Origin of the sequence: Streptomyces sp. NPDC004435 (genome assembly GCF_042873895.1) — a bacterium.
Classification (GTDB): domain Bacteria; phylum Actinomycetota; class Actinomycetes; order Streptomycetales; family Streptomycetaceae; genus Streptomyces.
Genome location: NZ_JBIAMB010000007.1, coordinates 126,332 through 137,720, shown reverse-complemented (window position 1 = coordinate 137,720; position 11,389 = coordinate 126,332). Strand labels below are relative to the sequence as shown.

General features: G+C 71.4%; 14 protein-coding genes. 13 read left to right on the top strand and 1 reads right to left on the bottom strand.

Annotated elements, in window-relative coordinates; translation table 11 throughout:
* Window positions 1–7 precede the first annotated feature (7 nt).
* Complete coding sequence (gene ftsH, locus ACFYT9_RS14625; RefSeq protein ID WP_387274825.1) at window positions 8–1,966, top strand: ATP-dependent zinc metalloprotease FtsH; 1,959 nt, start codon at window positions 8–10, stop codon at window positions 1,964–1,966.
* 177 nt (window positions 1,967–2,143) lie between these two features.
* On the opposite strand, the gene ACFYT9_RS14620 is transcribed toward ftsH, so the two are convergent.
* The gene (locus ACFYT9_RS14620; protein ID WP_389163542.1) at window positions 2,144–2,869 is read right to left on the bottom strand and encodes a methyltransferase type 11; all 726 of its coding nucleotides are present in this window, start codon (window positions 2,867–2,869) and stop codon (window positions 2,144–2,146) included.
* A 340-nt stretch (window positions 2,870–3,209) separates the two neighbouring features.
* On the opposite strand from ACFYT9_RS14620, the gene ACFYT9_RS14615 reads away from it, so the two are divergent.
* The 12 genes from ACFYT9_RS14615 to ACFYT9_RS14560 all read left to right on the top strand — a co-directional run bounded on the left by ACFYT9_RS14615 (window position 3,210) and on the right by ACFYT9_RS14560 (window position 11,358).
* Window positions 3,210–3,803 carry a hypothetical protein gene (locus tag ACFYT9_RS14615; protein ID WP_361958981.1) on the top strand — a complete coding sequence of 198 codons (594 nt, stop codon included), beginning with the start codon at window positions 3,210–3,212 and terminating at the stop codon, window positions 3,801–3,803.
* 154 nt (window positions 3,804–3,957) lie between these two features.
* On the top strand, window positions 3,958–4,389 hold the full coding sequence (gene rpsP, locus ACFYT9_RS14610; RefSeq protein WP_376604508.1) for a 30S ribosomal protein S16: 432 nt from the start codon (window positions 3,958–3,960) through the stop codon (window positions 4,387–4,389).
* 2 nt (window positions 4,390–4,391) lie between these two features.
* Entirely contained in the window at window positions 4,392–4,631 is a 240-nt protein-coding gene (locus ACFYT9_RS14605) for an RNA-binding protein (RefSeq protein WP_030206382.1), read from the top strand.
* 78 nt (window positions 4,632–4,709) lie between these two features.
* Entirely contained in the window at window positions 4,710–5,267 is a 558-nt protein-coding gene (gene rimM, locus ACFYT9_RS14600; RefSeq protein WP_389163538.1) for a ribosome maturation factor RimM, read from the top strand.
* Window positions 5,264–6,085, top strand: a complete 822-nt coding sequence (gene trmD, locus ACFYT9_RS14595) for a tRNA (guanosine(37)-N1)-methyltransferase TrmD (protein WP_376605936.1) — start codon at window positions 5,264–5,266, stop codon at window positions 6,083–6,085. The genes rimM and trmD overlap by 4 nt, the downstream gene beginning before the upstream one ends.
* A 128-nt stretch (window positions 6,086–6,213) precedes the next feature.
* Entirely contained in the window at window positions 6,214–6,564 is a 351-nt protein-coding gene (rplS, locus tag ACFYT9_RS14590; protein ID WP_043229374.1) for a 50S ribosomal protein L19, read from the top strand.
* Between the two features lie 69 nt (window positions 6,565–6,633).
* Entirely contained in the window at window positions 6,634–7,569 is a 936-nt protein-coding gene (gene lepB / locus ACFYT9_RS14585) for a signal peptidase I (RefSeq protein WP_389163535.1), read from the top strand.
* Window positions 7,562–8,572, top strand: a complete 1,011-nt coding sequence (gene lepB / locus ACFYT9_RS14580; protein WP_389163532.1) for a signal peptidase I — start codon at window positions 7,562–7,564, stop codon at window positions 8,570–8,572. The genes lepB (ACFYT9_RS14585) and lepB (ACFYT9_RS14580) overlap by 8 nt, the downstream gene beginning before the upstream one ends.
* On the top strand, window positions 8,508–9,455 hold the full coding sequence (gene lepB / locus ACFYT9_RS14575; protein ID WP_387274816.1) for a signal peptidase I: 948 nt from the start codon (window positions 8,508–8,510) through the stop codon (window positions 9,453–9,455). Before lepB (ACFYT9_RS14580) ends, lepB (ACFYT9_RS14575) begins: the two co-directional genes overlap by 65 nt.
* A gap of 60 nt (window positions 9,456–9,515) precedes the next feature.
* Window positions 9,516–10,295, top strand: a complete 780-nt coding sequence (lepB, locus tag ACFYT9_RS14570) for a signal peptidase I (protein WP_389163529.1) — start codon at window positions 9,516–9,518, stop codon at window positions 10,293–10,295.
* A gap of 215 nt (window positions 10,296–10,510) precedes the next feature.
* Window positions 10,511–11,020: an NUDIX hydrolase gene (locus ACFYT9_RS14565; RefSeq protein ID WP_387274860.1), complete on the top strand. Its 510-nt coding sequence runs from the start codon at window positions 10,511–10,513 to the stop codon at window positions 11,018–11,020.
* Window positions 11,021–11,049: 29 nt separating this feature from the next.
* Entirely contained in the window at window positions 11,050–11,358 is a 309-nt protein-coding gene (locus ACFYT9_RS14560) for a DUF2469 domain-containing protein (RefSeq protein ID WP_005311352.1), read from the top strand.
* The last annotated feature ends 31 nt before the right edge of the window (window positions 11,359–11,389 follow it).

Here is an 11,389-nt window from a genome sequence, read left to right as displayed (position 1 = left end):
GAGCGACGTGGCCAACCCCGTACCCCCGCGCGACCGGACCGACCAGCCCTGGCGCTCGGAAGGGGCGCCGCCGCCCCCGCCCCCGAAGAAGAAGATGCCCGGAGGCTGGGGCAGCCTGATCCTCACCGCGCTCGCCGTCTACCTCATCGCCAACCTCGTGCTCTCCTTCTTCAACGAGGGCGACGGCCCGACGATCTCGTACACGGAGTTCAGCAAGCAGGTCACCGCGGGGAACGTCACCAAGATCTACTCCAAGGGCGACGCCATCCAGGGCCAGCTCAAGGAGAAGCAGCCGGTCCCCGACGGCAAGGGCGACTACACCAAGTTCCAGACCCAGCGGCCGGCCTTCGCCGACGACGACCTGTGGGCGCAGCTCACCCAGCAGAAGGTCACCGTCACCGCGGAGCCCGTGGTGCAGGAACGTTCCTTCCTCGCCAATCTCCTCCTCTCCCTCGCCCCGATGCTCCTCCTCGTCCTCCTCTGGGTCTTCATCGCGCGCCGGATGAGCGCCGGCATGGGCGGCGCCGGCGGCATGCTCGGCCGCAAGCAGCCGCCCAAACCGGTCGAGGTGGAGGGCGGCAAGCGCACCACCTTCGCCGACGTCGCCGGCATCGACGAGGTGGAGGGCGAACTCAACGACGTCGTCGACTTCCTCAAGAACCCGCAGGCGTACCGGGACATGGGTGCCAAGATGCCCCGCGGCGTCCTCCTCGCCGGGCCGCCCGGCACCGGCAAGACCCTCCTCGCGCGCGCCGTCGCCGGCGAGGCCGGGGTGCCGTTCTTCTCCGCCTCCGCCTCCGAGTTCATCGAGATGATCGTCGGCGTCGGCGCCTCCCGCGTCCGCGAACTCTTCGCCGAGGCCCGCAAGGTCGCCCCCGCCATCATCTTCATCGACGAGATCGACACCATCGGGCGCGCCCGCGGCGGCGGCTCCGGCATGGGCGGCCACGACGAGCGCGAGCAGACCCTCAACCAGATCCTCACCGAGATGGACGGCTTCACCGGCTCCGAGGGCGTCATCGTCCTCGCCGCCACCAACCGCGCCGACGTCCTCGACCCCGCCCTCACCCGCCCCGGCCGCTTCGACCGGATCGTCCACGTCAACCCGCCCGACCGCGGCGGCCGCGAGGCCATCCTCAAGATCCACACCCGCCAGATCCCGCTCGCCAAGGACGTCGACCTGGAGCAGGTCGCCCGCACCACCCCCGGCATGACCGGCGCCGAACTCGCCAACCTCGCCAACGAGGCCGCCCTCCTCGCCGTCAAGCGGGAACAGAAGGCCGTCACGCAGTCCGACCTCTCCGACGCCCTGGAGAAGGTCCAGCTCGGTGCCGAACGCCCCCTCGTCATGCCCGAGGAGGAACGCCGCCGCACCGCCTACCACGAGAGCGGCCACGCCCTCCTCGGCATGCTCCAGCCGGGAGCCGACCCCGTCCGCAAGATCACCATCGTGCCGCGCGGCCGCGCCCTCGGCGTCACCCTCTCCACCCCCGACGCCGACAAGTACGCCTACACGGAGGAGTACCTGCGTGGCCGGATCATCGGCGCCCTCGGCGGCATGGCGGCCGAACAGGTCGTCTTCGGTGTCATCACCACCGGCGCCGAGAGCGACCTCGAACAGGTCACCAACATCGCCCGCGGCATGGTCGGCCGCTGGGGCATGAGCGAGACCGTCGGCCGGCTCACCGCCATCCCCAGCGACGCCCAGCAGGCGTACGGGCTCTCCGCCGCCCCCGCGACCCTCGACACCGTCGACGCCGAGATGCGCCGGATCGTCGACGAGTGCTACGAGGACGCCGTACGCCTCCTGAACGAGAACCGCGACAAGCTCGACGCCCTGAGCGCCGCCCTCCTCGCCGCCGAGACCCTGGAGGAGGACGCCGCCTACCGGGCCGCCGGCATCGAACGCCCGGACCCGAACGCCCCGGAGCCGGGCGTCGGCCCCAATCCGGAGACGCGGGGCTGAGGCTGGATTCCGGGGTGGCGGGTCCTGGATCCAACATCCACGGTCCCGGATCCAACTTCCCGGATCCCGGATCCCGGATCCAATGTCCGAGATCCTGGCTGTTGGATCCCGGATCACGGATTCCGGATCACAGATATTGGATCCCGGACCTTGGATCCCACGTCCGTTCCGTACGGCCTACGGCACCCGCGCGACCACGTACCGGAAGACGTTCGGCATCCACACCGTGCCGTCCGCGCGCCGGTACGGGGTCAGCGCCTCCTCGATCTCCTTCTCCACCTGTGCGGGATCGCCGGACCGCACGGCCGTGTCGAAGGCGCCGGTGGACAGCAGGCCGCGCACCGCGCTGGACTCGTCGGCGTACCCGAAGGGGCAGGCGACCCGCCCCGAGCCGACGGGCCGCAGCCCGGCCCGGAGAGCGAGGGCGCCCAGATCCGTGCAGGGGGAGGGGCGCCGGTCGGCGAGCCGGTCCGCCAGCCGCAGCAGCGGCTCCGTCGCGCAGCGCTCCGGCGGCCCCCAGCCCGCCAGCACGACCGCCGTGCCCGGTTGGGCCGTCCGGGTGAGATCGGCCGGCCCGAAGGCGGTGCGGTCCGCCGCGTGGAAGTGGGTGATCACGTCGTACGGGCCGTCCCCCGGCACCTCGGCGGTGACCGCCACGCCCTCCGGAAGGCGGGCCCTGGCCAGCTCCGCGCGTGCGTGGTCCCGTTCCGCCCCGGCGGCCGACGCACCCCGCGCGGCCGCCATCAGGAGGGCGAGGCCGGTGCCGCAGTCCAGGCCGAGCAGCCGGGTTCCCGGGCCCACGCCGAGACGTTCGTAGGCCGCCTCGTAGAGCGGGACGAGCATCCGCTCCTGGATCTCGGCCCAATCGCGCGCGGGGTGGTGCGGGACGAGCGTAGGTGTCATGGATCAGGCCCCATTCCGTGCCGGACGACAGCCCCCCGTAGTCAGGGAACTGCGCTTCGCGTCCGGCGTCCAGTGCTCGGGCCGGACGACTCCGGACGAGTTCGCGCCAGGCCCGGGGGAGGCCCGCGCCGGGGGAGGGGGGTCGGTGCCCGAACTCGGGCAGAGGCCCGGTAGTGTCCCGTCCCACACCGCTCCGGCGCGCGTGACACGACCGCGCGCCGGGGCGTATGCGCCCTGTGCACCAGCTGTGGACGCATGGGTACCGACTGACGGGTACGTGCAAAATATTTGAGTTGCCCCGGAATGGAACCCGGACGGGATCCGGCTCGTTGTACCCGACGTGAGCACGACACCACCTGTCCTCGCCGCAGAGCTGGCGCAGGCGTGGGCCGACATTCAGCGGCACCACCCCGAGCTGCCGGACCTCGCCGCGCCCGAGTCCCTGATCGGAGAGTCCTCGTCCGCCTGCGGCGCCGAGCTCTCCTTCGAGCGACTGCTCCACGAGGCAGTCCACGGCATCGCCGCCGCCCGGGGTGTCCGCGACACCTCCCGCGCCGGCCGCTACCACAACCGCAGATTCCTCGCGATCGCCGAGGAGATGGGCCTCGACCATCCGGAGGAGCCGCACGCCAGCAGCGGCTTCTCGCTGGTCACGCTCAACCCCGAGGCGAAGCGGCGGTACCGGCCCACCATGGAGCGGCTCCAGCGCGCCCTCAAGGCCCACACCGTCGCCACGGCCGCCGACACCAAGCGCTCCTTCCGCGGACCGGCCGCCCGGCACGGCTCCTCGGGCGGCGGCGTCCGCGTCAAGGCCGTCTGCGACTGCGGGCGCAACGTGCGCGTGGTGCCCTCGGTGCTCGCCCAGGCCCCGATCGTCTGCGGTGGCTGCGGCAAGCCCTTCCGGATCCCGGAGACGGTGGGCGCCGCCGGCTGACCTGGCGGCGTGTGGCACAATGGTCAGCTGTACTCGACAGTCGCACAGGACCCCTCTCTCCTCCGGCTGACGCGTCCATCGGGCATCCGAGTACCGCAACCCCACGTGGCATCTCAAGTGCCCAACCACGTCAAGACCAGGAGACACCACTCCAGTGGCAGTCAAGATCAAGCTCAAGCGCCTCGGCAAGATTCGCCAGCCGCACTACCGCATCGTCGTCGCCGACTCGCGCACCCGCCGTGACGGCCGCGCGATCGAGGAGATCGGCCTCTACCACCCGACGTACAACCCGTCGCGTATCGAGGTCGACTCCGAGCGCGCGCAGTACTGGCTCTCCGTCGGCGCCCAGCCGACCGAGCCCGTCCTCGCCATCCTGAAGCTCACCGGCGACTGGCAGAAGCACAAGGGTCTCCCCGCCCCGGAGAAGGCCCTGCTCTCCCCGGTGACGAAGGAAGAGAAGCGCGCTTCCTTCGACGAGTTCGCCAAGGCCCTCGAGGGCTCTGACGACAAGGGCGAGGCCATCACCCCGAAGGCCAAGAAGGCGAAGGCGGACGAGGCCGAGGCCGAGTCCACCACCGAGGCCTGATCATGCTCGAGGAGGCTCTCGAGCACCTCGTGAAGGGCATCGTCGACAACCCCGACGACGTGCAGGTCGCCTCGCGCAACCTGCGCCGCGGCCGCGTGCTGGAGGTCCGGGTCCACCCCGAGGACCTCGGCAAGGTGATCGGCCGCAACGGCCGCACCGCGCGTGCGCTGCGTACCGTCGTGGGCGCCATCGGCGGCCGTGGCATCCGCGTCGACCTCGTCGACGTGGACCAGGTCCGCTGAAAGTTTGACACCGGCACGGGCCGGGGAGGGCAGACCGCCCACCCCGGCCCGTTGCCGTACGACAGGAAGAGTTCACCAGTGCAGTTGGTAGTCGCGCGGATCGGCCGCGCCCACGGGATCAAGGGCGACGTCACCGTCGAGGTGCGCACCGACGAGCCCGAACTGCGGCTCGGCCCCGGCGCCGTCCTGCTCACCGACCCCGCCTCCGCCGGCCCGCTGACCGTCGAGTCCGGCAAGGTGCACAGCGGCCGGCTGCTGCTGCGCTTCGAGGGCGTCCGCGACCGCAACGCCGCCGAGGCCCTCCGCAACACCCTCCTCATCGCCGAGATCGACCCCGAGGAACTGCCCGAGGAGGAGGACGAGTACTACGACCACCAGCTCGTCGACCTCGACGTGGTCCTCGCCGACGGCACCGAGATCGGCGTCATCACCGAGATCTCCCACCTGCCCTCCCAGGACCTCTTCATCGTCGAGCGCCCGGACGGCACGGAGCTGATGATCCCCTTCGTGGAGCAGATCGTCACCGAGATCGACCTGGAGAACCAGAGGGCCGTCATCGACCCGCCGCCCGGCCTCATCGACGACCGCGCCGAGATCGCCTCCGCCCGCGACGCCGAAGAGGACGACCAGGCATGAGGCTCGACGTCGTCACGATCTTCCCCGAGTACCTCGAACCGCTGAACGTCTCCCTCGTCGGCAAGGCACGCGCGCGTGGACAGCTCGACGTCCACGTCCACCACCTGCGGCAGTGGACGTACGACCGGCACAACACCGTCGACGACACCCCCTACGGCGGCGGACCCGGCATGGTCATGAAGACCGAGCCCTGGGGCGACGCCCTCGACCAGACCCTCGCCGACGGCTACGAGAGCGGCGCGCACGGCCCCGTCCTCGTCGTCCCCACCCCCAGCGGCCGCCCCTTCACCCAGGAACTCGCCGTCGAGCTCTCCGAGCGGCCCTGGCTGATCTTCACCCCCGCCCGCTACGAGGGCATCGACCGCCGGGTCATGGACGAGTACGCCACCCGCATGCCGGTCTACGAGGTCTCCATCGGCGACTACGTACTCGCCGGCGGCGAGGCCGCCGTCCTGGTGATCACCGAGGCCGTCGCCCGCCTCCTCCCCGGCGTCCTCGGCAACGCCGAGTCGCACCGCGACGACTCCTTCGCCCCCGGCGCCATGGCCAACCTCCTCGAAGGCCCCGTCTACACCAAGCCCCCCGAGTGGCGCGGCCGCGAGATCCCCGAGGTGCTGCTCAGCGGCCACCACGGCAAGATCGCCCGCTGGCGCCGCGACGAGGCGTTCCGCCGTACCGCGGCCAACCGGCCCGACCTCATCGAACGCTGCGACCCCGCCGCCTTCGACAAGAAGGACCGCGAGACCCTCTCGATCCTCGGCTGGGCCCCCGAGCCCGGCGGCCGATTTTGGCGCAGGGTCGAGGGCGTGGAAGAATAGGCGACTGCCGTCCGTCCGGCGCGCGCCCCTGCCACAGGGGGAGCCGCCCGCCATCGACCGGACGGCGATCTCATCGATTCGTACATCACCGCTGATGACCTGTGGCATCGGCGAGGAAAGAGACCTCCATGGCCTCCCTGCTCGACCAGGTGAACGCGGCTTCCCTCCGCTCCGACCTGCCCGCCTTCCGTCCCGGCGACACCGTGAACGTCCACGTGCGTGTCATCGAGGGCAACCGCTCCCGTATCCAGCAGTTCAAGGGCGTCGTCATCCGCCGCCAGGGCTCCGGCGTCTCCGAGACCTTCACCGTCCGCAAGGTCTCGTTCTCCGTCGGCGTCGAGCGCACCTTCCCGGTGAACAGCCCGATCTTCGAGAAGATCGAGGTCGTGACCCGCGGTGACGTCCGTCGCGCCAAGCTCTACTACCTGCGTGAGCTGCGCGGCAAGGCTGCCAAGATCAAGGAGAAGCGCGACCGCTGAGCCCCGGCTCACCGCTCACGCGACGCTTCACGCTCCTCGTACAGGCGGGCCGGATAGGCTCACCCCCCGATGGACACCGAAGCACAGCACACGGAGCGCGCCCCCTCCTCCCCGGCGGATCCCCAACCGGATCCCGCCACGGAGGACGGGTCGCGCTCCGTGCGCGTTTCCGGGGCACCGGCCGGCGCGCCCGAGACCCCGGACCCCACCCCCACCGTCCCGGAGGCCGTCCCGGGCGCCACGTCGCCCACCACCGCCGACGGTCCGGACGGCACCGCCGAGGACGCTCCTGACGACACCGCGGGGCGCGGTCCCTCCTGGCGCAGGACGGGTCTCGCCGGCGCCGCCTGCGTGGTCTTCCTGCTGCTCCTCAGCCACTTCGTCGCCCAGCCCTTCCTGATCCCCAGCGGCTCCATGGAACCCACCCTCCAGGTCGGGGACCGGATCCTGGTCAACAAACTGGCGTACCGTTTCGGCAGCGAGCCGCGCCGGGGAGACGTCGTCGTCTTCGACGGCACCGGATCCTTCGTCCAGGACGAGCCGGCCGGCAATCCCGTCACGGGCCTGCTGCACGACGCCGCGGCCGCCCTCGGGCTGGCCGCCCCCGACGAGACCGACTTCGTGAAGCGGGTCGTCGGCGTCGGCGGCGACCGGGTCGTCTGCTGCGACGAGGACGGCGGGATCACCGTGAACGGCACCCGTGTCGCGGAGCCGTACCTCACCCCCGGCGACCGGCCCTCCGACGTGCCCTTCGACATCGTCGTCCCCCCGGGCACCCTCTGGGTGATGGGCGACCACCGCAGCCAGTCCAGCGACTCCCGCGACCACCTCGGCAGCCCCGGCGGCGGCATGGTCCCCGTCGACGAGGTCGTCGGCCGCGCCGACTGGATCGTCTGGCCCTTCGGCCGCTGGACCACCGTGCCCGACACCGACGCGTACGACTCCGTGCCGGCCCCTCCCTCCGGCGGGCACCCCTTCGGACCGCGGGGGAGCGGACATGGGTAGCCGCGGTATCCGTGCGGGCGCCGAACCGGGCGCGACCCCGGCACCACCGCCCGGCCGCGCCGAGCGCCGCCGGCTCGCCCGCAAGGTCAAACGGCGCCGGCAGCGCTCCGCGCTCCGCGAGATCCCCATCCTCGTCGGCGTCGCGGTGCTCATCGCGCTCGTCCTCAAGACCTTCCTCGTCCAGGCCTTCGTCATCCCGTCCGGCTCCATGGAGCAGACGATCCGGATCGACGACCGCGTGCTCGTCGACAAGCTCACTCCGTGGTTCGGCTCGAAGCCGCAGCGCGGTGACGTCGTCGTCTTCAAGGACCCCGGCAACTGGCTCCACCAGGACACCGCCCCCGCAGCCGAGGACCCCATCGGGATCAAGCAGGTCAAGCAGGCGCTGACCTTCATCGGCCTGATGCCCTCCGCCGACGACCGGGACCTCATCAAGCGCGTGATCGCGGTCGGCGGCGACACCGTCCGCTGCTGCGGCAAGGACGGGCGGATCACCGTCAACGGCGTACCGCTGGACGAGCCGTACCTCAACCCCGGCGACAAGCCGTCCACGATCCCCTTCGACGTGAAGGTCCCCGAAGGCCGCGTCTTCGTCCTCGGCGACCACCGCTCCGACTCCGCGGACTCCCGCTACCACCTCGACGAGCCGAGCCGGGGCACCATCGCCGAGGAGCAGGTCGTGGGCCGCGCGGTGGTGATCGCCTGGCCGTTCGGTCACTGGCGCGGCCTGGAGGAACGCGAGACCTTCACCGCCGTGCCGGACGCGCGTACGGCAGCCGGGACCGCGCTCGGTATGTCGCATAGTGTGTCCTCGCGGAACGTGAACGGAATGCCGTGGCCGCCGACCCCTGGGGAACTCCTGCTCGTTATGGGAGTGGCGGGCCTGTCCCTGTTCCGGGACGGGCCGCCGCACCGAGTGAGGAGTGGATGTGGGGGAAGTGGCCGTCGGCGCACGTTCCGGACACGACGGGCCCGAGGACAGGGCCGACGGGGCCAGAGGTGAGAACGTGACGGAAGAGAACACCAGCGGCGAGGGAACGCCGCCCCCCGGCGACGAGCCGGGCGGGACCGACGGAAACGGCGCCAGGCCGAAGAAGCAGCGCTCCTTCTGGAAGGAACTGCCGCTCCTCATCGGCATCGCGCTGATCCTCGCGCTGCTGATCAAGACCTTCCTGGTACAGGCGTTCTCGATTCCGTCGGAATCGATGATGAACACCCTGAAGAAGGGCGACCGGGTCCTCGTCGACAAGCTGACCCCCTGGTTCGGCTCCGAGCCCGAGCGCGGCGAGGTCGTCGTCTTCCACGACCCGGGCGGCTGGCTGGAGACCGCGGAGACGCCCAAGCCCAACGCGATCCAGAAGTTCCTCAGCTTCATCGGCCTCATGCCGTCCGCCGAGGAGAAGGACCTCATCAAGCGGGTCATCGCCGTCGGCGGCGACACCATCTCCTGCAAGGAGGGCGGCAAGGTCGTCCTCAACGGCAAGGAACTCGACGAGTCCGCCTACCTCTACCCCGGCTCCATGCCCTGCCAGGACTCCTTCGGCCCGATCAAGGTCCCCCAGGACCGCATCTGGGTCATGGGCGACAACCGCCAGAACTCGCTCGACTCCCGCTTCCACCAGGAGCTCCCCGGCGGCGGCACCATCGCCAACGACCAGGTCGTCGGCCGCGCCGTCGTCGTCGCCTGGCCCCTCACCCGCTGGGCGACGCTGCCCGTACCGGCCGTCTTCGACCAGCCCGGCCTCAACCCGGCCGCGGCGGCGGCCACGGCCGTCGTGCCCGCCGCGGCGACGACCCCGGGCGCGGCGGCCCTCGGCCTCGCCGGAGCCCTCCCGCTGGTGATCCGCCGGCGGAGGAAGCGGGCCGCACGGCATACCGCCCAGTAGCTTCCCGCGGGTAGGGTGCCGTCCCAGATCGTCCACGGACCACGGACCTCTGGGGTGCACATGAGCGGGACCACCAAGAAGCGTGACGGCCACGGCCGGCTCGGCAGCGTGCTGTCGGGGCTGGCCGTGGCCGTCGGCTGTCTGCTCTTCCTCGGCGGCTTCGCCGCCGGGGCCCTGCTCTACCGGCCGTACACCGTACCCACCGGCTCCATGGCCCCCACCTTCGAACCGGGCTCCAAACTCCTCGCCCAGCGCATCGACGGCGACGAGGTCCGGCGCGGCGACGTCGTCGTCTTCGAGGACCCGCTGTGGGGCGACTCGACCATGGTCAAGCGGGTCGTCGGCGTCGGCGGCGACACCGTCGCCTGCTGCGGCACCGACGGCCGCCTCACCGTCAACGGCACCCCCGTCGAAGAACCGTATCTGCGGCCCGGACCCGACGGCACCGTCCGCGCCTCCACCGAGGACTTCACCGCCACCGTCCCCGAGGGCAGCCTCTTCCTCCTCGGCGACGACCGCGCCACCTCCCTCGACTCCCGCACCCACCTGGAGGACGCCGCCCGCGGCTCGGTGCCCCGGGCCACCGTCGTCGCCCGCGTCGACGCCGTCGCCTGGCCCCTGAGCGGCGGACTCGTCGAACGCCCCGCCGCCTTCGCCGCCCTCCCCGGCGGAGTCTCCACCCCCGGCCCCCTCACGCCCCTCCTCACCGCCATCGCAGCCGGAGCCGCCCTCATCCTCGGCGGAGCCGCCTACGGCCCCCTGGCCCAGCGACTGACAGCGCGGAACAAGCCGGCCGGGGAGAAGCGGAGCAAGCCGGGCGGGGAGAAGGTGAAGGCATGACGGACGGCACGAGGAACGGCCCCGACAGCGCCACGAGCGGCGATCCGGGCTCCGCCGCCGACGGGAGTCGTACGGGCTCAGCTCCTGGAGGCGGCGATACGGGCTCCGCCGTCGACGGGAGTCGTACGCGCTCGGCTTCCGGCGGCGGTACGGGCTCCGCTCCCGACGGAGGCCGTACGGGCTCCGCTCCCGGCGGCGGCGAGGCGGGCGCGGAGATGCGGCAGGTCGCCCGGGTCATCCTGCTCGACCCCACCGACCGCATCCTCCTCATGCACGGCCACGAACCCGACGACCCCACCGACACCTGGTGGTTCACCCCCGGCGGCGGACTCGAAGGCGACGAGACCCACGAACAGGCCGCCCTCCGCGAACTCGCCGAGGAGACCGGCCTCACCGACGTCGAACTCGGACCCGTCCTCTGGCAGCGCCGCTGCTCCTTCCCCTTCGCCGGCCGCCAATGGCACCAGGACGAGTGGTACTACCTCGCCCGCACCCGCCACACCGGCCCCGTACCAGGACCCCAGGCCCTCACCGAACTGGAGACCCGCAGCCTCTCCGGCCTCAGATGGTGGACCTCCGCCGAACTGTCGGTGGCCCATGAGACCGTGTACCCCATCAGGCTCGCCGAGCTGCTCCGCACGCTGCTCGACGAGGGACCCCCGAGCGCGCCCGTCGTACTCGCCCCGGAAATCGTCCAAGGGGCGCCCGCGGCTGGCGCACAATAGGGGGACGCACGGCTGAAGGGGAACATGCCATGAGCGCCGAGGACCTCGAGAAGTACGAGACCGAGATGGAGCTGAAGCTCTACCGGGAGTACCGCGACGTCGTCGGGCTGTTCAAATACGTGATCGAGACCGAGCGGCGCTTCTACCTCACCAACGACTACGAGATGCAGGTGCACTCGGTCCAGGGCGAGGTCTTCTTCGAGGTCAGCATGGCCGACGCCTGGGTCTGGGACATGTACCGACCGGCCAGGTTCGTCAAGCAGGTCCGCGTCCTCACCTTCAAGGACGTCAACATCGAGGAGCTCAACAAGAGCGACCTCGAACTGCCCGGCAGCTGACCACCGCCCCCGGCTCACCCGTGTGAGTGAC